The organism is Cupriavidus sp. SHE (assembly GCF_000812445.1).
In the GTDB taxonomy this organism is placed as follows: domain Bacteria; phylum Pseudomonadota; class Gammaproteobacteria; order Burkholderiales; family Burkholderiaceae; genus Cupriavidus; species Cupriavidus metallidurans.
Genome location: NZ_JWMB01000042.1, coordinates 168,916 through 192,593 on the forward strand (window position 1 = coordinate 168,916; position 23,678 = coordinate 192,593).

The window sequence follows — 23,678 nt, forward strand, 5'->3', positions numbered from 1 at the left end:
TACGCGCCGACGATGCCTTTCGACCTGACCGATATCGCGGTCTTCGTGCGCGCGGCGGCGCTCGGCAATCTGTCGGCGGCCGCACGCGATCTGGGACTGTCGACGTCGACCGCCAGCGCCCGACTCCAGCGCCTGGAGGATCGGCTAGGCACCCGCCTGCTACATCGCACAACGCGCCGCCTTTCGCTCACCGGAGATGGTGAGCGGTTCCTGACCCACGCCGAGCCATTGCTGGCCGCATCGGAAGTGGCCGCGCAATCCGTGGGCCGAGGCGCGGAGGTGCCGCACGGTCCGTTGCGTGTCACGGCGCCTGCCTCGTTTGGACGCCAGCATGTCTCGCCGGCGATCCCCGCCCTCCTGGCCACCTACCCCGGCATCACACTGGATCTGCGCCTGAGCGACCAGATCGTCGGCCTCGTCGATAGTGGGATTGACGTCGCGCTCCGCATGGGCGCGCTCCCCGATTCCTCGCTGGTCGCCAGGCCACTCGCGCCCAGTCATCGTGTGATCTGCGCATCGCCGGAATACCTCGCGCGACACGGCTCCCCACGGCACCCGGAAGACCTGAGCAATCACAACTGCCTGGTCCTCGGCGATCAATCGACCTGGCGCTTCGATACTCCGGTCGGCGAAAGCGCGGTGAGCGTGCGGGGCACGCTACGCGCCGATAACGGCGAGGTGATTCGCGACGCGATCGTCGCGGGCGTGGGCATCGCGCTGAAGTCGACCTGGGATGTGGCGCCATACCTGCGCCGCGGCGAGTTGGTCACCGTGCTCGATGAATACCCGGTATTGCCGGTCGTCTCGATCTGGGCGGTCTATCCGAGCCGGCATCTGGTTCCCGCCAAGACACACGCCTTTGTCGACTTCTTTGCCAACTGGTTCGGCTCCCCGCCCTACTGGGATCGCGACGACGCGCCTCCCTTGGCCACACGTACCGTCTGACGAGATCTGAAGCCCACCGGAGGTTCAATCCCCAGGGCGCGCATTCCATCAGGGCACTGATCAGGGCACTGGTATCTCGCCACCAATACTGTATATTTATACAGTATTGGAGATTGTACGAGTCAAGAGCCCCCATGACGTCACTACCCGATGGCTTCCGCAAGGGAAGAGGCGCGCTGTCGAACACGGAATCGCGTTTCGACAGCCTGTCCCGAGAGGCGGATGCGGCCATGCTTGCCGATCTGGAGGCCTTGCACGGAGAGTCTCCCGCGCCACGGACGACGATCGCGATCGAGCCGGCCAGGACGATCATCTCGCGCAACCAGTCGCCCGATGTTCCGTTCGACCAGTCGATCAACATGTACCGGGGTTGCGAGCACGGATGCTCGTACTGTTTTGCGCGACCGAATCATGCCTACCTGGGCCTGTCGCCTGGTCTCGACTTCGAGACAAAGCTGTTCGCCAAGCCAAATGCCGCTACGCTGCTCGAGCAGGAACTCCGCAAGAAACACTACAAGCCGAGCGTCATCGCGCTCGGCACCAACACCGATCCGTACCAGCCGATCGAGCGGAAATTCCAGCTCACGCGCGGCATTCTGGAGGTGCTGGAACGCTTCCAGCACCCGGTGGCCATCACAACCAAATCGTTTCTGGTGACGCGAGATATCGACATCCTTGCCCGTATGGCCCGGAATGGGCTGGCGCGCGTATTCATGTCCGTCACGACGCTCGATGCCGATATCGCCAGAAAGATGGAGCCGCGCGCCAGCACACCAGCCAAACGGATCGAAGGCATCCGGTTGCTGGCCGAGGCCGGCGTGCCGGCCGGGGTGCTCTTTGCCCCGGTGATACCGGCGCTGACCGACTACGACCTGGAAAACGTGCTGAAGGCCTGCAGCGAAGTCGGGGCAACGTCGGCCGGCTTCGTCATGCTGCGCCTGCCGCTAGAGGTTCACGGCATCTTCATCGAATGGCTCGAGGAGCATTTTCCCGGCCGCAAGCAGCATGTGCTGAGCATCATCGAGGACATGCGTAACGGGAAGCACAACGACGCGGCATTCACGAGCCGGATGCGCGGGACGGGCATTTTTGCCGAACTGGTCCGCAAGCGTTTCGAGATCGCATGCCGGAGGCTTGGGCTCAATCAGGAGCGCCACCCGCTGCGCACCGATCTGTTCCGCGTGCCGCCCGAGGATTCGCCGCAAGGCAGCCTTTTCTGAGCCGGCAGGCCAGGAGCCGTCAGCCCGGCTGGCTGCGCTCCTTCTCGTCCACGGCGATCGCCAGCGTCTCCTTGATCTCTTCCATCACCACGTAGCTTTTCGACTGCGCCGCGCCCGGCAGTTGCAGCAGGATGTCGCCGAGCAGCCGGCGATATTCGCCGATCTCGCGGATGCGCGCCTTGATCAGGTAATCGAAATCGCCCGATACCAGGTGGCACTCGAGCACCTCGGGGATCCGCAGCACCTCGCGCCGGAACTGCTCGAACATGTTGCCCGATTTGTTCCCCAGGGAGATCTCGACGAAGACCAGCAGCGCGCTGCCAAGCAGCGTCGGGTTCAGCCGCGCGTAGTACCCCATGATGACCCCGTCGCGTTCGAGCCGCTTCACGCGCTCGATGCACGGCGTGATGGTCAGCCCGACGGCCTCCGCCAGCTCCTTCATCGAAATCCGGCCATCGGCCTGCAGGACCCCCAGAATCTTCCGGTCCAGCCGATCCAGCGCACGTACCGGCTGACGACTCGTTCTCATGATTTTTTCCTGTTTTACAGAGAAATTCGGTAACTATGACTGCCTTGAAGTCAATAGTATAGAAGCGAATTCTCCCACACATCCATTCCGCAGTAGAGAGCCCCCAACATGCGCGTTCTAATTCTTGGCAGTGGCGTTATTGGCGTCACCAGTGCGTGGTATCTGGCCCGCGCCGGTCACGAAGTGATCGTGGTAGACCGCGAAGGCGGCCCCGCTCTTGGCACCAGCTTTGCCAACGCCGGCCAGATCTCTCCGGGCTATGCGTCGCCGTGGGCAGCACCCGGCGTTCCGCTCAAGGCGATCAAGTGGATGTTCCAGGAGCACGCACCGCTCACGATCAAACCCGACGGCACGCTGTTCCAGCTTCAGTGGATGTGGCAGATGCTGCAGAACTGCACGGCCGACCGCTACGCGGTGAACAAGGAGCGCATGGTGCGTCTGGCCGAGTACAGCCGGGACTGCATCCGCGCGCTGCGCGCGGATACCGGCATCAGCTATGAAGGCCGCCAGCAAGGCACGCTCCAGGTGTTCCGCACCGACGCGCAATTGGAAGCCGCGTCGCGCGACATCGCCGTGCTCGAGGAAGCCGGCGTGCCATACGAATTGCTTTCGCGCGAAGAACTCGCCGCGAGCGAACCGGCGCTCGCCGCCGTCGGCCACAAGCTGGCCGGTGGCCTGCGCCTGCCGAACGATGAAACCGGGGACTGCCAGCTGTTTACGGAACGGCTGGCAGCCATGGCCGAATCGATCGGCGTGCAGTTCATCTACAACCGCTCGATCGACGGCCTGCTGACGCAGGGCGATGCCGTGACCGGCGCGATCGTCGAAGGGCAACCGATGATGGCCGATGCCGTGGTGGTGGCGCTGGGCAGCTGGTCCACACCGTTCGTGAAGCACGTGCTGCCTGGCCTGTCGAACCTGCCCGTCTATCCGCTCAAGGGCTTCTCGATCACGGTGCCGCTCACCGATGCATCGAAGAGCCCGGTGTCGACGGTGCTCGACGAGACATACAAGGTGGCGATCACGCGCTTCGACGACCGCATCCGCGTGGGCGGCATGGCGCAGATTGTCGGCTATGACCGCTCGCTCGATCCGAACAAGCGCCGCACGCTGGAACATGTGGTGAACGACCTGTTCCCGGGCGCGGGCGATGTGAGCCGCGCCACGTTCTGGACCGGCCTGCGCCCGATGACACCCGATAGCACTCCGGTGGTCGGCCCCGCTGGCATCCGCGGCCTCTGGCTCAACACGGGTCACGGCACGCTTGGGTGGACGATGGCCTGCGGCTCGGGCCAGTTGCTGTCCGACCTGGTCTCGGGCACGCGCCCGGCAATCCGTGCCGACGACCTCTCGGTGGATCGCTACCGCAAGCAGCCGCGCACGCACCACTTGCCACGGCCGCTACCGGCCTGATCCTTCGGCACCATGACGAAAAAAGGGCGACCCCTCGGGGTCGCCCTTTTCATTGCCTTGATGCCCGGTGCGCTGGATCAGAACTGATCTGCCGTCAGCGCGTTGGCCGGAGCGCCACCGCCCACAATCGCGGCACGGAATGCGGATGCCTGGGACAGGATGTGCTGGCCGAAGAAATGCGCCGTCGCGATCTTTGCGTCGTAGAAGGCCGGATCTTCCGCGCGCTTCGCATCGGCAACCAGCATGGCACGTCCGAACTGCCAGCCCGAGAACACGATGCCACACAGCTTCAGGTACGGCACGCTACCGGCGAACACGGCATTCGGGTCCGCCTTCGCGCTGCCGATGACGAACTCCACCACGGCCTCCAGCGCTTCACGCCCCTGCTTCAGTTGCGCCTGCACCGCCGTGAACGCGTCACCGCCGTGCTTGCCCAGCGCCGCTTCGGTCTCGGCGATCTGCGCGCAGATTGCGCGTGCCATGGCGCCGCCATCGCGCACGGTCTTGCGGCCAATCAGATCGTTCGCCTGGATCGCGGTCGTGCCTTCATAGATCGGCAGGATGCGCGCGTCGCGATAGTGTTGTGCCGCGCCGGTTTCCTCGATGAAGCCCATGCCGCCGTGCACTTGCACGCCCAGGCTGGTCACGTCGATTGACAGCTCGGTGCTCCACCCCTTCACCACCGGCACCAGGAACTCGTACAGCGCCATGTTCTGACGACGCACACCCTCATCCGGATGCTGGTGCGCGATGTCGCTAGCGGCGGCGGCCACATAGGCCACCGAGCGTGCGCCTTCGATCAGCGCGCGCATCGTCATCAGCATCCGCTTGACGTCCGGATGATGGATGATCGTCACGGCCTCGCGGGCCGAGCCATCGACCGGACGGCTTTGCACGCGCTCCTTCGCGAACGCCACGGCCTGCTGGTAAGCACGCTCGGACACGGCGATGCCTTGCATGCCCACCGAGAAGCGTGCCGAGTTCATCATGATGAACATGTACTCAAGCCCGCGGTTCTCCTCGCCAACCAGCGTGCCAATGGCGCCACCGTGATCGCCGAACTGCAGCACGGCGGTGGGGCTGGCCTTGATACCGAGCTTGTGTTCGATCGACACGCAATGCACATCGTTGCGCTCGCCCAGCGAGCCGTCCGCATTGAGCAGGAACTTCGGCACGATGAACAGCGAAATGCCCTTGACGCCTTCGGGCGCGTTCGGGGTGCGTGCCAGCACGAGATGGACGATGTTCTCCGCCATATCGTGCTCGCCATACGTGATGAAGATCTTGGTGCCGAAGACCTTGAACGTGCCATCGCCCTGCGGCTCCGCGCGGGTCCGCACGGCGGCCAGATCCGAACCGGCTTGCGGTTCAGTCAGGTTCATCGTGCCGGTCCACTCGCCCGAGATCAGCTTCGGCAGGAAGGTTTCCTTCTGGGCATCCGATCCGGCTGTCAGCAGCGCCTCGATCGCACCGTCGGTCAGCAGCGGGCAGAGCGCGAACGACAGGTTCGCGGCATTCAGCATCTCGTTGCACGGCGTGGCCACCAGCTTCGGCAGACCCTGGCCGCCGAATTCGGACGGATGCAGCACGCCCTGCCAGCCGCCTTCACCAAACTGGCGGAATGCGTCGCTGAAACCCGGGGTCGTGGTCACCACGCCGTCCTTCCAGCTGCTCGGGTTCAGATCGCCCGCGCGGTTCAGCGGTGCCACGACCTGTTCGTTGAACTTCGCGGCCTCTTCCAGCACGGCCTGTGCCGTATCGGGCGTGGCGTCTTCGTAGCCAGGCAACTGGCTGATGCTTTCCAGGCCCGCCAGCTCGTTCATGACGAACTGCATGTCCTTGAGCGGTGCACGATAGGTCATTAATGTCTCCAGCGTTTGCAAAAAAGCCGCTCGCGGGCGATACCCGGAACGGCTTCATTCTTCTTGTTCGATCGACCGGCTTTCGCCGGCCGACCAGGCCATAAGCCCGGTGTTACCTATCAGCCCAGTGCGGCCACCAGCTCCGGCACCACGGTGTTCAGGTCGCCCACCAGACCGTAGTCGGCCACCGAGAAGATCGGGGCTTCGGCATCCTTGTTGATCGCGACGATCACCTTGGAGTCCTTCATGCCGGCCAGATGCTGGATCGCGCCGGAGATACCGACGGCGATGTACAGCTGCGGGGCAACGATCTTGCCGGTCTGACCAACCTGGTAGTCGTTCGGCACGAAGCCGGCATCGACTGCCGCGCGCGATGCGCCCAGCGCGGCGCCCAGCTTGTCGGCCAGCGGCGTCAGCACCTTGGTGTAGTTCTCGCCCGAACCCACGCCACGGCCACCCGAGACGATGATCTTGGCGGCGGTCAGTTCCGGACGATCGCTCTTGGTCACTTCACGCGACACGAATTGCGAGATGCCAGCGTCAGCCACGACCGGGATCGTGTCCACGGAAGCCGAGCCACCTTCGGCAGCGGCGGCGTCGAAGCCGGTACCGCGCACGGTGATGACCTTGATCTTGTCCGACGACTTCACGATGGCGATCGCGTTGCCAGCGTAGATCGGGCGCTCGAACGTGTCGGGCGAGTCGACCTTGGTGATGTCCGACAGTTGTGCCACGTCCAGCTTGGCGGCCACGCGCGGCAGGACGTTCTTGCCCGAGGCGGTAGCCGGAGCCAGGATGTGCGAGTAGTCGCTGGCCACGGCCAGGATCTGCTCAGCGAGGTTCTCGGCCAGGCCGTCACCAAAGTACGGTGCGTCGGCCAGCAGGACCTTCGACACGCCGGCGATCTTCGCGGCGGCATCGGCGGCAGCCTTGGCGTTCGAGCCAGCCACCAGCACGTGGACATCGCCGCCGCATTGGGCAGCTGCCGTCACGGTGTTCAGCGTGGCGGCCTTGATCGATTGATTGTCGTGTTCAGCAATGACGAGTGCAGTCATGTTCTATCTCCCCCGCGCTCAGATAACCTTGGCTTCCGTCTTCAGCTTCTGCACCAGCGTGGCCACATCCGGGACCATCACGCCAGCACTGCGCTTCGCGGGCTCGACGACCTTCACGGTCGACAGACGCGGCTTCACGTCGACGCCGAGATCTTCCGGCTTGACGGTTTCCAGCGGCTTCTTCTTGGCCTTCATGATGTTCGGCAGCGTGACGTAGCGCGGCTCGTTCAGGCGCAGGTCGGTGGTCACCACGGCCGGCAGCTTGATCGACACGGTCTCCAGACCGCCGTCCACTTCACGGGTCACCGATGCCTTGCCGTCAGCCAGCACGACCTTCGAGGCGAAGGTAGCTTGCGGCATGCCGGCCAGCGCGGCCACCATCTGGCCGGTCTGGTTCGAGTCATCGTCGATGGCCTGCTTGCCCAGGATCACCAGTTGCGGCTGCTCCTTGTCGATCAGGGCCTTGAGCAGCTTGGCCACGGCCAGCGGCTGCAGGTCTTCGTTCGACTCGACCAGGATGCCACGGTCGGCGCCGATGGCCATCGCGGTACGCAGGGTCTCCTGGCATTGCGCCACGCCGCACGACACGGCAATCACCTCGGTGACGACGCCGGCTTCCTTCAGGCGCACGGCCTCTTCCACGGCGATTTCGTCGAACGGGTTCATGCTCATCTTCACGTTGGCCAGGTCGACGCCCGTGCCATCCGACTTCACGCGGACCTTGACGTTGTAGTCCACCACCCGCTTGACTGCGACGAGTACTTTCATGCGCTCACTCCACTGATAGCTGATAGTCCAAAATTTTTTGAATCGCTCGCCATTATAACCACCGGGGTGGCAGCGCTTTTGATTTTCGAACGATCGTACTATTTTATAGGCAAAGAATTGCCGGGCATAGCCGGCAACTCAGAAAATTTTCACGCCATTGTGCCGCAGGATGCCCTGCGCGCACAGAGTTTGGATGAAAACCTCGAAAAGATCACCAAGCAGTGATCACAGAATCCTTGAACGTGGTCTGGATGTACTGCTTGATTTCCGGCGAGTGGTACGCCTTCACGAGCTTGGCCACCCACGGCTTGGTTTTGTCGGCCTCGCGGATCGCGATCAGGTTGGCGTACGGGCCCTTCGGACCTTCCATCGCAATCGCGTCGCGGGTGGGCGACAGGCCAGCCGATTCCGCGTAGTTGCCATTGATCGCGGCTGCGTCGAGGTCGTCGAGCGAGCGCGGCAGCTGGGCGGCGTCGAGTTCCACGAGCTTGATCTTCTTCGGATTCTCGACCACGTCGAGCGGCGTCGCCTTCAGGCCGGCGTCCGGGCGCAGCTTGATCAGGCCCTTGCTTTGCAGCAGCAGCAAGCCACGGCCACCATTCGTCGGATCGTTCGGCACGCCGACGCGGGCACCCTGCTTGAGCTGGTCAAGCGACTTGATCTTCTTCGAGTAGACCCCCATCGGGAACGTCACCGTGAAGGCCACGTTCGTGAACTTGTAGCCACGGTCCTTGATCTGTGCCTCGAGGTACGGCAGGTGCTGGTAGCTGTTGGCATCCAGATCGCCGGCAGCCAGCGCGGCGTTCGGCTGGATGTAGTCACTGAACTCCACCACCTGGATGGTCAGGCCATCCTTGGCTGCCACTTTCTTCACCTGCTCCATGATCTGGGCGTGCGGGCCACCCGTCACGCCGACCTTGATCGGCTTTTCCTGCGCGAATGCGCCAGCCGACACCACCACACCCAGCGCGACGATGGCGCCCTTCAGCACGTTACGACGTTGCATGTTTTACCCCAAGGTTTCCCTGTGAATTGCTTTGCGTTGCTTTGATTGATTTGAGCGGCCGTTGTATCAGCGATGGCTGATGCGGCGGACCAGCCAGTCGCCGAAACTCTGCACGGCTTGCACGAACACGATCAGGATCACCACCACGGCAACCATGACTTCCGTGATGTAGCGCTGGTAGCCGTAGCGGATGCCGAGGTCACCCAGACCACCACCGCCGATCGCGCCGGCCATGGCGGAATAGCCAACCAGGCTGACAAACGTGATGGTCAGACCGGCCACGATACCGGGCATGGCCTCTGGCAGCAGCACCTTCCAGACGATCTGGCCTGTGGTGGCACCCATCGACTGCGCGGCCTCCACCAGCCCCTTGTCGACCTCGCGCAGCGAGGCTTCCACCAGACGGGCGATAAACGGGATCGCCGCGATCGTCAGCGGCACGACCGCAGCCGTGGTGCCGATCGAGGAACCGACGATGAAACGCGTGAACGGGATCACCACCACGAGCAGGATGATGAACGGGATCGAACGCACGGCGTTGACGACCACGCCGATCGTGCGGTTGAACAGCGGGTGCGACAGCACACCACCACGATTCGTCAGATGCAGCAGCACGCCCAGCGGCACGCCCAGCAGCGCGCCAACCACGCCGGAAATCGCCACCATCAGCAGGGTCTCGCCGAACGACGACAGGAACAGGTCAAACATCTCAGACCACATGTTCGATCTCCTCCACCACTACGCCTTGCGACTGCAGATAGTCCATGGCCGCGCGCACGTCGGCCAGTTCGCCCGTGGCCATGATTGCCAGCGAGCCAAATGCCTGGCCCTGGATCTCATCGATATGGCCATGCAGGATGTTGAAATCGAGCCCGTGCTGGCGGATTGCCTGGGCCAGCACCGGCTGATCGACGTTCTCGCCCGTGAAAGCAAGGCGATAGACGTGATCGCGCCCATTGCCAAGACGGCTTTCCACGCGCTTGAGCACACTCACCGGCAGTTCCTGGGCAATGACGTCGCCGATCATGGCGCGCGTGACTTCGTGCTGCGGACGCAGGAACACGTCGATCACGCGGCCCGATTCCACCACCTGACCGGCCTCGAGCACGGCCACGCGGTCGCAAACCTGTTTGATCACTTCCATCTGGTGCGTGATCATCACGATGGTCAGGCCGAGCTCGCGATTGATCTGCTTGAGCAGGTCGAGAATCGCGCGCGTCGTTTCAGGATCCAGCGCCGAGGTTGCCTCGTCCGACAGCAGCACCTTCGGCTTGCTGGCCAGCGCCCGCGCAATGCCGACGCGCTGCTTCTGCCCGCCACTGATCTGGGCGGGATAGCGGTCACGCAGCTTCGACAGTCCGACCAGTTCGAGCAGCGGTTCCACGGTCGATGCGATCTCCTGCTTCGACTTGCCGGCCAGCTCGAGCGGCAGCGCCACATTGTCATAGACCGTGCGCGACGACAGCAGGTTGAAGTGCTGGAAGATCATGCCGATCTCGCGGCGGGCCTCGCGCAGCGCGCCCTTGTCGAGCGCGGTCAGATCCTGGCCGGCGACGATCACGCGGCCGCTGGTGGGTCGGTTCAGCAGGTTGATGGCGCGCACCAGCGTGCTCTTGCCGGCGCCGCTTCGGCCGATGATGCCGAAGATCTCACCGGAGGCGATGGAGAGGCTGACGTCTCGCAGCGCATGGACTTCCCCCGACCCGCCGGGGAACCGCTGCGAGAGTCCTTGCAGTTCAATCATGGAAAGTAAAAAGAAAACGGCAACATCGCGGGGTCTCCTGCGTTGTTGCCGCACTTTATTTTTGTGAAGCGAGCATTTTATGCGATCCGCTTCATACCTCAAACGAGATTTTTTCGATGGCTTTATGCGCTGGCGTCATATAGACGTCCCTATAAGCGGCGTTTTTGTCACTTTCAGGTCTCGACCAGCACCTTCAGGTGGGCGAATACGCTTCGCGCCAGGGCGCTAAGGTTGTACCCCCCCTCCAGGCAACTCACAATTCGGCCCTTCGCATGAGCCCGCGCCACATCGACGAGCTGCTGCGTGATCCACGCATAGTCCTGCTCGACCAGCCCCATCTGTCCGAGATCATCCTCGCGGTGCGCATCGAAGCCGGCGGAGATAAACAGCATCTCGGGCTTGAATTCGTTGAGCCGCGGCAGCCAGATCGTTTCCACGACCTCGCGCACGGCCAGGCCGTTGGAGTACGCGGGCAGCGGGATGTTCGACATGTTCGGCGCAAAGTGCTCCGTGCCGCTGTACGGGTAGAACGGGTGCTGGAAAAAGCTGCACATCAGCACCTGCGGGTCGTCGCGGAAAGCCGCCTCGGTGCCGTTGCCGTGGTGCACATCGAAATCGACGATCGCCACGCGCGACAGGCCGTGCGCCGTGAGCGCATGTCGTGCCGCAATCGCCACGTTATCGAAGAAACAGAATCCCATCGCGCGATCGGGCTCGGCATGATGGCCCGGCGGACGCGCGCAGCAGAACGCGTTCTCCAGTTCGCCGGCAATGACGGCGTCCGTGGCAGCCACCGCCGCACCAGCCGCATGCCTGGCAGCGGTGAGCGTGTGCGGGTTCATCAGGGTATCGGGATCGATCGGGTGGTAGCCGGTGGCGGGACTCATCGCGACAAGGCTGGCCACATATTCGGGCCGGTGCACGCGCTCGATCTGCGCGTCGGTGGCAGCCGGCGCCTCCCGCCGGTCCAGCAGGCCATCCATCCCGTGCGAAATCAGATGGTCCTCGATAGCCTGCAGGCGTTCCGGGCATTCAGGATGGAAATGCCCCATCTCATGCATCAGGAACGACGGATGCGTGTAGTAGCCCGTTGACATTATTCGTTATGGGTCAAGTTCGTCTCCAGACGCTACGTTAGCACATGACGTGCCCCGCGCTTCTGCGCCTGTTGGCTGTCGTGTGCGGCGCACCGGAATACGCCCTCGACGAGGCGTCGCGTACATCGCATCCGCTATACTCGGTGCGACTTGCAAAGGACAACATGACCGACCACCAGCGCACCCTGCGCCGCCCGCTGATGGGCGCCGCACTCACCGCTGCCGCATTGGGCCTGTGCGGCATTTCTCCTCGGCTTCTCGCCGCCGGCAAGCGCCGCGTGAGCGTCCGGGAAGAAGAGATCGAACCGGGCCGCTATCAGAATCATCCGCAAACCCGCGCATTCATCGACGAGATGGTGGCCAACAACGGCTTCCAGCGGGCCGAGCTCGAGGGATGGTTCAGCCAGGCGGTCTATTCCACGACGGTCGCACGACTGATCATGCCGCCGACCACCCCGGGCAAGAAAAGCTGGCGGGCGTACCGGTCACGCTTTATCGAACCGATCCGCATCAACGCCGGCGTACGCTTCTGGCAGCAGAACCGCGAGACGCTGCGTCGCGCCGAGGCCGAGTTCGGCGTGCCGGCATCGGTCATCGTCGGCATCATCGGGGTGGAGACGATCTACGGGCGCGACATGGGCAACTTCCGCGTCCTGGACTCGCTCTCGACGCTGGCGTTCGACTACCCCGACACCCCGAACCGTGAGGCGCGCACCAAGCTCTTCCGGAATCAGCTCGCTGACTACCTGCTCTGGTGCCGCGACACCAAGACCGACGTATTTTCGGTGCTGGGCTCCTATGCCGGCGCAATCGGCATCCCGCAGTTCATGCCCACGAGCCTGCGCGAGTACGCGGTCGACTATGACGGCGACGGGCATATCGACCTGCGCAACAGCCCGACCGATGCCATTGGCAGCGTCGGCCGATTCCTGCAACTGCATGGCTGGGAACAGGGACGTCCGGTGGTCTGGCAGATCGCCAACGACGATGGCAGCCGAGGCGTTGCCGCGGCCGCGGCCGACGGCGAACCGTGGCCGACACGCACACTCAACCAGCTCACGCGCGCCGGACTTCGCGTGGACGAACCGATCGACGTCGCCCGCGAAGGCGAAACAGGGGTGTTGATCGCCGATCTCCCGACGCCCGACCAGCCGACCGAATACGTGATCGGCCTGCGCAACTTCTACGTGCTGACGCGGTACAACCGAAGCTTCTTCTATGCGCTGACGGTGTATCAGCTTGGGGAAGCCGTGAAGGCCGCGATGGCCTGAACACCAAGCGGCGACAGCAAAGAAAAAGGCCCCGCGGCGCAAGCCTGCGGGGCCTTTCTTTCAGGGCAAATCCGGGCGATCAGGCTGGGAACACGCCCGTCGACAGATAGCGGTCACCGCGATCGCACACGACGAACACGATCGTCGCATTCTCGACTTCTTCGGCAATCCTCAGCGCCACGCACAGGGCGCCTGCGGCAGAGATACCTGCAAAGATGCCTTCCTCACGCGCCATGCGGCGAGCCATATGCTCCGCATCGGCCTGCGTTACGGGCTCCTGGCGATCAATGAACTTCGGATCGTAGATCTTCGGCAGATACGCCTCCGGCCATTTGCGGATACCCGGGATACGCGAACCTTCCGCCGGCTGCGCGCCAATGATCTGGACCAGCGGATTCTTTTCCTTCAGATAGCGTGACACGCCGGTGATCGTGCCCGTGGTGCCCATCGCCGAAACGAAGTGGGTCACGCGACCGTCAGTGTCTTTCCAGATCTCCGGGCCAGTCGTCTCGTAGTGCGCCAGCGGATTGTCCGGATTGGCGAACTGGTCGAGGATCACACCCTTGCCGTCACGCTCCATGGCATCGGCCAGATCGCGGGCGTATTCCATGCCACCCTTGACAGGCGTCAGGATGATTTCGGCGCCATACGCCGCCATGCTCTGGCGACGCTCGAGACTCAGATCCTCGGGCATGATCAGGACCATGCGATAGCCGCGGATAGCCGCGGCCATAGCCAGCGCAATGCCGGTATTGCCGGAAGTGGCTTCGATCAGCGTATCGCCGGGCTTGATGCGGCCACGGGCCTCGGCATGGCGGATCATCGACACCGCCGGACGGTCCTTGACCGAACCTGCCGGGTTATTGCCTTCAAGCTTGCCGAGAATCACATTGCCGCGTGCCTCGATCGCGGTGCCGGGAATGCGTTGGAGTCGGACCAACGGCGTGTTGCCAATGGTGTCTTCAATCGTTTTATAAGCCATGGGTGCGGTGTCGGTCGGTTTTTCGCAGGCCATTGTAATGCACCCAACTTATCCGCACCGGCGGCCGGGCCATTTCCAGGCGCCCAGCCGGCGGGATTCCCTGTGGCAGATCAATGCGTCAGGCCCTGCTCCTGCGTCCGGCCCTTGCCGAGCAGGTGGTACAGCAGGATGGCGCCAAATGTCGCGGTACCGATGCCGCCAAGCGTCAGGCCGCCCAGCTTCAGGGTCAAATCGCCGGCAGCCACCGTCAGCGTGGCGCCCACGGTAATCAGATTGCGCGAGCTCGAGAAATCGACGTGGTTCTGCACCCAGATGCGGCCCGCCGTCGCCGAAATCAGGCCGAACACGACAATGGTCAGGCCCCCGATCACCGGCCCCGGGATCGTCAGGATCAGCGCACCGAACTTCGGCGAGAAGCCGAGCAGGATAGCCACGGCGGCCGCCACCACGAAGATCAGCGTCGAATAGATCTTGGTCACCGCCATCACGCCCATATTCTCGGCGTAGGTGGTCACGCCAGTGCCGCCACCCGCCGCCGACAACATCGTTGCCACACCGTCACCGATGAAGGCGCGGCCGATGTACGGATCGAGGTTGCGGCCGGTCATGACGCCGATCGCCTTGATATGCCCGAGATTCTCCGCCACGAGCACGATGGCCACGGGCGCGATCAGCAGCATGGCATTGGCCTGGAATACCGGCGCCGTGAACTCCGGCATGCCGAACCAGTTCGCCGCCGCCACTCCCGAAAAGTCGATGGCCTTGCCCAGCCCCATCAGGTTGGTGGCAATGTAGTAGGCGAGATAGCCGGCCAGTCCGCCCAGCAGCACCGGCAAGCGGCCAAGCATACCTGGCGCGCGCACGGCGATCAGGCCGACAGCCAGCACCGTCAGCAAACCCACCCAGGTATCGAGCGGCGCAGCGCTGACCGCCTTGACCGCCACCGGCGCCAGGTTCAGGCCGATTGCCGCGACGATCGCACCAGTCACGACCGGCGGCATCAGCTTTTCCACCCAACCGTAGCCAACTGCCTGCACGACGAGGCCGATGACCGTATATAAGGCGCCCGCCGCGATGATGCCGCCCAGCGCCAGGGGAATATTGGGATTGGGACCACTGCCCGCATAGCCAGTGGCCGCGATGACAACGGCGATGAACGCAAAGCTCGAGCCGAGATAGCTAGGCACGCGACCGCGGACGAAAAGGAAGAACAGCAGGGTACCGATGCCCGAGAACAGGATGGCGATATTAGGATGGAAACCCATCAGGATCGGTGCGATTGCGGTCGACCCGAACATCGCCACCACGTGCTGGATACCCGCCAGCAGCGTCTGTCCGGCGGGCAGGCGCTCGTCGGGGCCGATCACGCCCTCGGTCTTGAGCCGCCACTTCGGAAAAAAACCTTCCTCCCCCGCATTGTCCTGGCCATTCGCCATGTTGTTCTCTCCCTTTTCAGTGGCGGCCCGGTCCACACCAGGCACGCCAGTTGGTTGGTCTTGTTCGATGGTTTTGTCGGATTGCACGGCCCGGCGACCACTGCCGGCAGTGGCGTTGCGCATGATACTCCGCACCCCGGGCCGTGCAAACGGCACCTCGTGCCGCAAGCACAACGCATACCAGCCTGCGACTGTTGACCCGGGTGCGGATCCGCTGGCGTCAGCGGGCGGCGGCCTTAGGCGCTGGCCGGGCATCCTTGCGCGCGACGTCCGGCGCCTTGCCGAACCTCAACCCCGCTGCCTGCAAGTTGGTCACCGATTTCGGCCCGATGCCGGGGACCCGATCCACCAGGTCGTTGGCATCCTTGAATGCACCGTTCTTGCCACGCTCATCGGCTATACGCTTGGCAGTGGCCGGCCCGATGCCCTTGACCGTGGCCAGCGCCACTTCGTCGGCACTATTGGCATCGACATCAGCATGAGCCGGGCTCATGGCCAGGATCGACATCGAAAGCCCGATTGCGGCACCCACGCGGCGCGCGGTACGCATGCAGCGATGCAACGAAATTTCAGGGAGGGAAAGATTGAACGTCCTGCGCATCAGAAAGACTCCTGTTCATTGGTCTGGTTGATGCCCGGCCGCCGGGTGGCGACGGGCAAACGCAGGATAGGAGTCCGAGCAGGCGTCGGAAGCGTCTGGACACGAACGTTCACAACCTTCGCGCCATTGTGTGTCGAATCGAAATAACCGCGTTGCAGTCCGCGGTTTTCACGCAACAGGGGACGACGAACGCCCCCTGCAAACGAACCTTAGGCGCTTCGCTCCAGCAGCCACTTGCAGTACCGGCTGACGCCTTCCTGCACGGTCAGGAACTGGTCGCTGTAGCCCGCCCCACGCAGGCGCGATACGTCCGACTGCGTGAAGCATTGATACTTGCCGCGCAGGGCATCAGGGAACTTGACGTACTCGACCAGCCCTTCCTGCACCATTTCCTCGAGCGAGAGCGCCGGCTTGCCTTCCGACTCCCGCAGCGCATTGACCACCGAGACGGCGATGTCGTTGAACGGCTGCGACCGGCCAGTACCGAGGTTGAAGATGCCGGACTTCTCCGGATGGTCCAGGAAGTACAGATTGACCTTGACCACGTCCTCCACGGACACGAAGTCCCGGCTCTGCGTGCCCGGCGCGTAGCCGTTGTACTCGCCAAACAGCTTGACCGTACCTTCGGCGCGGAACTGGTTGAAGTGATGGAACGCCACCGACGCCATACGGCCCTTGTGGAATTCGCGCGGCCCGTAGACGTTGAAGTAGCGGAAGCCCACGATCTGCGAATGGGCGGAAGGCAGGCGACGGCGCACCACCTGGTCGAACAGGAACTTGGAATAGCCGTAGACGTTCAGCGGCTTTTCGTAGTCACGGTCCTCGCGAAACATCGTCGAAGCGCCATAAGTGGCCGCCGACGACGCGTACAGGAACTGGGCGCCCTGCTCCAGGCACGCCTCCAGCAAGGCGAGCGTGTAGCGGTAGTTGTTCTCCATCATGTAGCGACCGTCGGTCTCCATCGTGTCGGAGCAGGCGCCCTCATGGAATACCGCGCGAACATTACCGAAATCGCCGCGCGCGAAGCGGGCGACGAAGTCGGTCTTGTCCAGGTAGTCGGCAATCTCGCAGTCGACGAGATTGTTGAACTTCTCGGCACGGGTCAGGTTGTCCACGGCGATGATGTTCGTCTCGCCGCGCTCGTTCAGGCCCTTGACGATGTTGCTGCCGATAAAGCCGGCAGCGCCGGTCACGATGATGGTCATGGCGGATTCAGGCTCGGTGGCGCCGCTCAGGCAGCGCCGAACAATTCGGAATAAGTAACAACGGCGGTACCCAGCTTGCCGACAACGATGGCGCCGGCACGATTGGCGTGCTGAACCGCTTCCTTGAGCGGCACGCCCGCGCCGAGCATGGTGGCCAGCGTGGCGATGACAGTGTCGCCGGCCCCCGATACATCATAGACCTCGCGCGCCTGCGCCGAGACATGCAGGACTTCGGCCTCGGTGTAGAGCGTCATGCCCTCTTCCGAGCGTGTCAGCAGCAGCGCCTCGAGTTGCAGCTCGCGCCGCAGGTTCTGGGCGCGGATCGTCAGGTCCGCCTCGGTCTTCCAGGCACCCACCACGGCACGCATTTCCGCGCGGTTCGGCGTGATCAGCGTGGCGCCGCGATAGCGCGAGTAGTCATCACCCTTGGGATCGACCAGCACGGCCCGGCCTGCGGCGCGGCCAGCCTCGACCATGCGGCCGACATGCGTCAGGCCGCCCTTGCCGTAGTCGGACAGCACCAGCACCTTGTAGTCGCTGATCAGCGTGCCGAAGCGGTCCTGCACCGACGCCAGCACTTCGCTGGCCGGCGCATTTTCGAAATCGACACGCAGCAGTTGCTGCTGGTGGGCCACCACTCGCAGCTTGATCGTCGTGTTCAGGCTGGCATCACGATGCAGGTACGGCTGCACGTGGCTGGCATTGAGCAGCGCCTCAAGCGTGCGGCCGGGTTCGTCGTCACCGACCACCCCCAACATGCCAACCTTCGCGCCCAGCGCGGCGGCGTTGCGCGCCACGTTGGCGGCGCCGCCCAGGCGCTCGTCGCTGCGCTTGATCTGCACCACCGGCACGGGGGCTTCGGGAGAAATGCGTTCGACATCGCCGAACCAGTAGCGGTCCAACATCATGTCGCCCACTACCAGCACTTGCGCTTGTCGGATCTGATCCAGCGAAATCGGGTTCTTGCTCATGAACTTCCCTTTGCGCCCTGGCCGCGCCCAACTGGGACGCGGCTCGATCGGGCTCTCACGGATACGCGGATTGAACGGGTCAGCGCGCCGAGCTCGAGCGCCCGATCGCGTGGTACTCGATGCCGGCCTCGGCCATGGCATCGGGTTCGTAGAGATTACGACCATCAATAATGACAGGCGTTTTGAGCATGTTACGAATTTGCGAGAAATCCGGGCTGCGGAACACCTTCCATTCGGTCACGATCACGAGTGCGTCGGCGTCCTTGAGCACGTCCATCTGGGCATTGCAGAACTGGATGCGCGCCATGGCGTCCGGAATATCGGCCAGATCGAGCTCGATCACGCGACGCGCCTCTTCCATCGCCACCGGATCATGCACGCGCAACGACGCGCCGCGCGAAATCAGCTCGCGCGCCAGCACGCGGGACGGCGCCTCGCGCATATCGTCGGTATTTGGCTTGAATGCCAGACCCCAGACACCAAACGTCTTGCCTGTCAGATCCTCGCCAAAACGCTTGATGATCTTGTCGCCAAGCACCTGCTTCTGGGAATCGTTGACGGCCTCCACGGCCTCCAGCACGCGCATCGGCTTGCCGTGGGCGCTAGCCGTGCGCATCAGCGCCTGCACGTCCTTCGGGAAGCACGAACCGCCATAGCCTGCGCCGGCGTACAGGAAGCTATAGCCAATACGCGGATCCGAACCGATGCCGAGGCGCACGAGTTCGATGTCCGCACCGACCTCGTCGGCCAGATTGGCCAGCTCGTTCATAAAGGAGATACGCGTGGCCAGCATCGAGTTCGCGGCGTACTTGGTGAACTCGGCCGAACGGACATCCATATAGAACGTGCGCTCGTGGTTACGATTGAACGGCGAGTAGAGCTGACGCATGATCGCCTGCGCATGGCGGCCCGCAACGTCGGGCGCGCAGCCCAGCACGATACGGTCCGGACGCATGAAGTCTTCCACGGCCGCGCCTTCCTTCAGGAACTCGGGGTTCGATACCACCGAGAACTGCAGGTCTTCCAGACCGCGCGCGGCCAGTTCCTCGCGAATCACGGCGCTGACGCGATCGCCTGTGCCAACCGGCACGGTCGACTTGTCCACCACCACCTTGAAGCCGGTCATATGCCGGCCGATATTGCGGGCCGCTGCCAGCACGTACTTCAGATCCGCCGAGCCGTCTTCGTCCGGCGGGGTACCCACGGCGATGAACTGTACGTCGGCATGTTCGACGCTGGCGGCAACATCGGTCGAGAACGTCAGGCGGCCGGCCGCACGGTTGCGGTCAATCAGCTCTTTCAGGCCTGGTTCGTAGATCGGCACGCCGCCGGCATTCAGCAGCGCGATCTTCTTTTCGTCGACATCGAGGCAGAACACGGAGTTGCCGAGTTCGGCCAGACAGGCGCCGGTCACCAGACCGACATAGCCGCTACCGATAATCGTGACTTTCATTGCGGAAGCTCCAGAATAGTAATGATCTTGATCGCCCGGGGCATTGCGTGTAGCGGCTTAGCCCAGCGCTTCGGAGCGGCGTGGCGCATACGTTTCCCAGCGGTTGCAGCCGGGGCATTGCCAGTAGAAAAGGCGGGCGCGGAAGCCACATTCGCGGCAGGTATAACGCGCCAGATTGCGAGTGCGCAGTTGCAGCAGATCGCGGATGGCGGCCGTTTCCTGCGCCTGCGGGTCGATCACGGCATCCCCACCGCCTTCGGCGGGCTCGGCGGATTCGGCCGACTGCTTCTGCGCCGCCTGGTTCTCGGCGGCCTGCGCCTCGAAATACTTGGTCAAGGCGAGCAGCGTCGGCTGACGACGCAGTTGCTCGCGCATCAAAGTAGCCGCGGCGACGGGGCCGTTCACTTCAAGTTCGGTGCGATACGCCGTATCGAGCAGTTCGGGGGCCAGGTTGCCCTTCAGCAGGCCGTGCAGCCACTCCAGTGCCTTGCCCTGTTCGCCGAGCGCCGCATACGCCTTCACAACCTTGTCGGCGACGAGCGGCACATAGGCGGCATCCTGCGCTTCGATCGCCAGCCATTGCTTGAGCGCGCCTTCAGTGTCACCGCCTGCGGCGGAGACGTCGCCAAGCAGGATCGGCGCGCGCACATTGGCGGGATTCTCCTGCATGGCACGGCGCAGCCATTCCACCGCATCCTCGGGACGCTTCTTCAGCAGCGCATCTTGGGCCAGCTCGCAGCAGAACTGAGCGATCTGCACGCGATAGTCCTGCTGGTCGAGTGCTTGCAGTTCGCGTGCCGCTTCGATGGCTTTCTGCCACTCCTTCTCGACTTCATACAGTTCGAGCAGCACACGCTTGGCCGAGGCCGCGTAGGGACCGGACATCAGCCGGCGCAGCGACTCTTCCGCACGGTCTAGCAGACCGGCGCGCAGGAAATCCTGCCCCAACTCATATAACGCGTGCTCTCGTTCAGGCTCCGGCAGATCGGGACGCGTGGCAAGGTTCTGGTGCACGCGAATCGCGCGTTCGGTTTCGCCACGGCGGCGAAACAGCGCGCCGAGCGCGAAGTGAAGCTCGGTGGTTTCCGGATCGAGGCGCGCCACTTCGACAAAGGCGTCGATTGCCTGATCCGGTTGTTCGTTCAGCAGGAAATTGAGGCCCTTGAAGTACGAGCGCGGCAAGGCGCCCTGCTCGCTGATGAGCTGGCGCAGATCAAAGCGCGCCGCCATCCAGCCAAGGCCAAAGACAAGTGGCAACGCCAGCAGCCACCAGGTTTCAAACATCATGGGTCAGACTTTCGGACCGACTACGTTATAAGGAACGCCGGGCTTGGCCTCGGGCGGCACTGCCTCGGCGGGCGACGTGGCCCGCGCTTCGCCAAGCGCCCGTCGCAAGCGCCCTGCCTCCATGCGCTGTCGCATCAGTCCCGGCGCCACGGCAGCCAATGCCGCAACGATGCCCAAGGCGAACGCTGCCAGCAGGATCAGGATCAGCGGCGCATGCCAAACCGCACCGAAGAACAGTTGCAGGGATGCATCGCCAGTGTTTCGCAGGGCCAGCACGAACAACAGGACGAACAGGACAATGCGGAAAATCCAGGCGACGAGTTTCATGCGGTCAGAGCCATCGAAATTGGATCGGAATCGTCAGGATATGCAGGAAACGCATCCGGACATCTCCGGCGACGGATTCCCGGCATTGTAACGGAATCACTTATGACAAACGGTAACCATTGGTCGCATCGCGACTAGACGGGATCAACAGATGCGCAACAAAAAAGCGCCCCCGAGGGAGCGCTTTCCAACAGACTTCCAGTCAGGCCAGCAAGCCTTCCAGTCCGATCAGGACCGGACCAGATTGAGCTGACCATCATCGTGCAACGACGCCGGCGATTGCGAGCCAAGCTGCGATTGCCCGGTTTTGCCGTGCGGGGCATGACCGTTGCCGTTCATGCCTCCGCCCTGCGCCACCGTACGATCGACGCGTTCGCGCAACTCCTTGCCAGCCTTGAAGTGCGGCACCCGTTTCTCGGGCACCAGCACTCGTTCGCCGGACTTGGGGTTGCGGCCCACGCGGGGCGGCCGCTTGTTCAAACCAAAACTGCCGAAACCTCGGATTTCGATGCGATGGCCATCGGCCAGCGCCTCGGACATCGCGTCGAGAATCGTTTTCACCGAGATGTCCGCATCCCGCAGCAGCAACTGCGGAAAGCGGGCAGCCAGTTTTTCGACGAGCTCTGACTTGGTCATGGGCGGTCTCGCTGCGCGCGGCGCGGCTCGATATTACTGGTTGTCCTGGCCGAGCTTGGCCTTCAGCAGTGCGCCGAGGTTGGTCGTGCCAGCCGTGCCGGTGTCAGCCTGGAACTTCTGCATCGCTTCTTGCTGCTCTGCGGAATCCTTGGCCTTGATCGACAGGTTGATGTTGCGCGACTTGCGGTCGACGTTCACCACCAGGGCGGTGATCTGCTCGCCTTCCTTCAGCACGTTGCGGGCGTCTTCCACGCGATCGGCGGAGATTTCCGAAGCGCGCAGGTAGCCTTCCACGTCGTCAGCCAGCTGCACCACGGCGCCCTTCGCGTCAACGGCCTTGATCGTGCCATTCACGAGCGAGCCCTTGTCGTTGGCCGAGATGAAGTTGTTGAACGGATCGCCCGACAGTTGCTTGATGCCCAGCGAGATGCGTTCCTTGTCGACGTCGATGCCCAGAACGACAGCTTCCACTTCGTCGCCCTTCTTGTACTTGCGCACGGCTTCTTCGCCCGACTCTTGCCACGACAGGTCGGACAGGTGCACCAGGCCGTCGATGCCGCCAGGCAGACCGATGAACACGCCGAAGTCGGTGATCGACTTGATCTGGCCGGTCAGCTTGTCGCCCTTCTTGTGGTTGCGGCTGAAATCGTCCCACGGATTGGCCTTGCACTGCTTCATGCCCAGGCTGATACGACGCTTGTCTTCGTCGATATCCAGAACCATGACTTCCACTTCGTCGCCCAGCTGGACAACCTTCGACGGAGCCACGTTCTTGTTGGTCCAGTCCATTTCGGACACGTGCACCAGACCTTCGATACCGGCTTCGATCTCGACGAACGCGCCGTAGTCGGTCAGGTTGGTCACCTTGCCGAACAGGCGGGTGCCTTGCGGGTAGCGGCGCGAGATGCCCACCCACGGATCTTCGCCCAGTTGCTTCACGCCCAGCGAGACGCGGTTCTTTTCCTGGTCGAACTTGAGGATCTTGGCGGTGATTTCCTGGCCAACCGACAGCACTTCGCTCGGGTGACGCACACGACGCCATGCCAGGTCGGTGATGTGCAACAGGCCGTCGATACCGCCGAGGTCCACGAACGCGCCGTAGTCGGTGATGTTCTTGACGATACCGTTGACGATCGCGCCTTCCTTCAGCGTTTCCATCAGCTTCTGACGCTCTTCGCCCAGCGTGGCTTCCACCACGGCGCGGCGCGACAGCACGACGTTGTTACGCTTGCGGTCGAGCTTGATGACCTTGAATTCCAGGGTCTTGCCTTCGTACGGCGTGGTGTCCTTGATCGGACGCACGTCGACGAGCGAACCCGGCAGGAAAGCACGGATGCCGTTGACCATGACGGTCAGGCCGCCCTTGACCTTGCCGGTCACGGTACCCGAGATGATCTCGCCGTCTTCCAGCGCCTTCTCGAGGTTCAGCCACGATGCCAGGCGCTTGGCCTTGTCGCGGGAAAGGATGGTGTCGCCATAGCCGTTCTCGAGCGCGTCGATGGCCACGGACACGTAGTCGCCGGCCTGCACTTCGAGTTCGCCCTGGTCGTTCAGGAACTCCTCCACCGGCACAAATGCCTCGGACTTGAGGCCGGCGTTGACGACCACGAAGTTGTGGTCGATGCGCACGACTTCAGCGGAAATCACTTCGCCAGCCTTCATATTGGAGCGGGCGATCGATTCCTCGAACAGTGCGGCAAAGGATTCGTTAGTTTGCAGGTCGGACATAAACGTAATTTAGCAATCCGCAGTACGCGGGCCGGCGCGACTATCGCGCTCAGTCTGCCTTGCGCAGCGGGGTCAAGTTGAACAACCGGTACCGGACGGGTTGGGTTCCGATACAGGTCCAGGTTGGCGCCTAGTGGTTTTA

The 23,678-nt window shown here is 63.2% G+C and carries 22 protein-coding genes; 4 read left to right on the forward strand and 18 right to left on the reverse strand.

Features of this window, described 5'->3' with window-relative positions:
* Window positions 1-12: 12 nt before the first annotated feature.
* Both RN01_RS21080 and RN01_RS21085 read left to right on the forward strand, forming a co-directional pair.
* Window positions 13-945 carry a LysR family transcriptional regulator gene (locus RN01_RS21080; protein WP_024570700.1) on the forward strand — a complete coding sequence of 311 codons (933 nt, stop codon included), beginning with the start codon at window positions 13-15 and terminating at the stop codon, window positions 943-945.
* Window positions 946-1,079: 134 nt separating this feature from the next.
* Complete coding sequence (locus tag RN01_RS21085) at window positions 1,080-2,165, forward strand: PA0069 family radical SAM protein (RefSeq protein WP_017515202.1); 1,086 nt, start codon at window positions 1,080-1,082, stop codon at window positions 2,163-2,165.
* Between the two features lie 19 nt (window positions 2,166-2,184).
* Here the strand turns inward: RN01_RS21085 and RN01_RS21090 are convergent, their stop codons facing one another.
* Window positions 2,185-2,694, reverse strand: coding sequence for an Lrp/AsnC ligand binding domain-containing protein (locus RN01_RS21090; RefSeq protein WP_008643687.1), 510 nt, complete (start codon window positions 2,692-2,694; stop codon window positions 2,185-2,187).
* A 108-nt stretch (window positions 2,695-2,802) separates the two neighbouring features.
* Here RN01_RS21090 and RN01_RS21095 point away from each other — a divergent pair, with 108 nt between their 5' ends.
* The gene (locus RN01_RS21095; protein ID WP_008643686.1) at window positions 2,803-4,107 is read left to right on the forward strand and encodes a D-amino acid dehydrogenase; all 1,305 of its coding nucleotides are present in this window, start codon (window positions 2,803-2,805) and stop codon (window positions 4,105-4,107) included.
* A 77-nt stretch (window positions 4,108-4,184) separates the two neighbouring features.
* Here RN01_RS21095 and RN01_RS21100 read toward each other — a convergent pair whose 3' ends face one another.
* The 7 genes from RN01_RS21100 to RN01_RS21130 all read right to left on the reverse strand — a co-directional run bounded on the left by RN01_RS21100 (window position 4,185) and on the right by RN01_RS21130 (window position 11,639).
* Window positions 4,185-5,969, reverse strand: a complete 1,785-nt coding sequence (locus RN01_RS21100; protein WP_017513036.1) for an acyl-CoA dehydrogenase — start codon at window positions 5,967-5,969, stop codon at window positions 4,185-4,187.
* A gap of 119 nt (window positions 5,970-6,088) precedes the next feature.
* Window positions 6,089-7,024, reverse strand: a complete 936-nt coding sequence (locus RN01_RS21105; RefSeq protein ID WP_008643684.1) for an electron transfer flavoprotein subunit alpha/FixB family protein — start codon at window positions 7,022-7,024, stop codon at window positions 6,089-6,091.
* An 18-nt stretch (window positions 7,025-7,042) separates the two neighbouring features.
* The gene (locus RN01_RS21110; RefSeq protein WP_008643682.1) at window positions 7,043-7,792 is read right to left on the reverse strand and encodes an electron transfer flavoprotein subunit beta/FixA family protein; all 750 of its coding nucleotides are present in this window, start codon (window positions 7,790-7,792) and stop codon (window positions 7,043-7,045) included.
* A 211-nt stretch (window positions 7,793-8,003) separates the two neighbouring features.
* Window positions 8,004-8,798, reverse strand: coding sequence for a MetQ/NlpA family ABC transporter substrate-binding protein (locus RN01_RS21115; RefSeq protein ID WP_017513035.1), 795 nt, complete (start codon window positions 8,796-8,798; stop codon window positions 8,004-8,006).
* A gap of 66 nt (window positions 8,799-8,864) precedes the next feature.
* Window positions 8,865-9,518 (reverse strand): methionine ABC transporter permease, encoded by a 654-nt coding sequence (locus RN01_RS21120; RefSeq protein WP_011515580.1) that lies wholly within the window; start codon window positions 9,516-9,518, stop codon window positions 8,865-8,867.
* Window positions 9,508-10,542, reverse strand: coding sequence for a methionine ABC transporter ATP-binding protein (locus tag RN01_RS21125; RefSeq protein ID WP_008643673.1), 1,035 nt, complete (start codon window positions 10,540-10,542; stop codon window positions 9,508-9,510). The genes RN01_RS21120 and RN01_RS21125 overlap by 11 nt, the downstream gene beginning before the upstream one ends.
* A 173-nt stretch (window positions 10,543-10,715) precedes the next feature.
* Window positions 10,716-11,639, reverse strand: coding sequence for a histone deacetylase family protein (locus RN01_RS21130; protein WP_008643671.1), 924 nt, complete (start codon window positions 11,637-11,639; stop codon window positions 10,716-10,718).
* 164 nt (window positions 11,640-11,803) lie between these two features.
* On the opposite strand from RN01_RS21130, the gene mltB reads away from it, so the two are divergent.
* Window positions 11,804-12,910, forward strand: a complete 1,107-nt coding sequence (mltB, locus tag RN01_RS21135; protein ID WP_024570699.1) for a lytic murein transglycosylase B — start codon at window positions 11,804-11,806, stop codon at window positions 12,908-12,910.
* A gap of 79 nt (window positions 12,911-12,989) precedes the next feature.
* On the opposite strand, the gene cysM is transcribed toward mltB, so the two are convergent.
* From cysM to rpsA, 10 genes are all read right to left on the reverse strand, one after another.
* On the reverse strand, window positions 12,990-13,892 hold the full coding sequence (cysM, locus tag RN01_RS21140; RefSeq protein ID WP_024570698.1) for a cysteine synthase CysM: 903 nt from the start codon (window positions 13,890-13,892) through the stop codon (window positions 12,990-12,992).
* 110 nt (window positions 13,893-14,002) lie between these two features.
* A complete protein-coding gene (locus RN01_RS21145) occupies window positions 14,003-15,328 on the reverse strand; it encodes a solute carrier family 23 protein (RefSeq protein WP_024570697.1) in 1,326 nt (441 codons plus the stop codon).
* Between the two features lie 220 nt (window positions 15,329-15,548).
* Window positions 15,549-15,878: a helix-hairpin-helix domain-containing protein gene (locus RN01_RS21150; RefSeq protein WP_024570696.1), complete on the reverse strand. Its 330-nt coding sequence runs from the start codon at window positions 15,876-15,878 to the stop codon at window positions 15,549-15,551.
* Between the two features lie 260 nt (window positions 15,879-16,138).
* Entirely contained in the window at window positions 16,139-17,134 is a 996-nt protein-coding gene (gene rfaD, locus RN01_RS21155; protein ID WP_017511709.1) for an ADP-glyceromanno-heptose 6-epimerase, read from the reverse strand.
* Window positions 17,135-17,160: 26 nt separating this feature from the next.
* On the reverse strand, window positions 17,161-18,105 hold the full coding sequence (rfaE1, locus tag RN01_RS21160) for a D-glycero-beta-D-manno-heptose-7-phosphate kinase (RefSeq protein ID WP_011515574.1): 945 nt from the start codon (window positions 18,103-18,105) through the stop codon (window positions 17,161-17,163).
* A gap of 79 nt (window positions 18,106-18,184) precedes the next feature.
* Window positions 18,185-19,558, reverse strand: coding sequence for a UDP-glucose/GDP-mannose dehydrogenase family protein (locus RN01_RS21165; protein ID WP_008643662.1), 1,374 nt, complete (start codon window positions 19,556-19,558; stop codon window positions 18,185-18,187).
* 57 nt (window positions 19,559-19,615) lie between these two features.
* Window positions 19,616-20,845 carry a lipopolysaccharide assembly protein LapB gene (gene lapB / locus RN01_RS21170; protein ID WP_017511708.1) on the reverse strand — a complete coding sequence of 410 codons (1,230 nt, stop codon included), beginning with the start codon at window positions 20,843-20,845 and terminating at the stop codon, window positions 19,616-19,618.
* Between the two features lie 3 nt (window positions 20,846-20,848).
* Window positions 20,849-21,172, reverse strand: coding sequence for a lipopolysaccharide assembly LapA domain-containing protein (locus RN01_RS21175; RefSeq protein ID WP_008643660.1), 324 nt, complete (start codon window positions 21,170-21,172; stop codon window positions 20,849-20,851).
* A gap of 228 nt (window positions 21,173-21,400) precedes the next feature.
* Window positions 21,401-21,808, reverse strand: a complete 408-nt coding sequence (locus RN01_RS21180; RefSeq protein ID WP_017511707.1) for an integration host factor subunit beta — start codon at window positions 21,806-21,808, stop codon at window positions 21,401-21,403.
* 33 nt (window positions 21,809-21,841) lie between these two features.
* The gene (rpsA, locus tag RN01_RS21185; RefSeq protein WP_008643658.1) at window positions 21,842-23,536 is read right to left on the reverse strand and encodes a 30S ribosomal protein S1; all 1,695 of its coding nucleotides are present in this window, start codon (window positions 23,534-23,536) and stop codon (window positions 21,842-21,844) included.
* Window positions 23,537-23,678 lie beyond the last annotated feature (142 nt).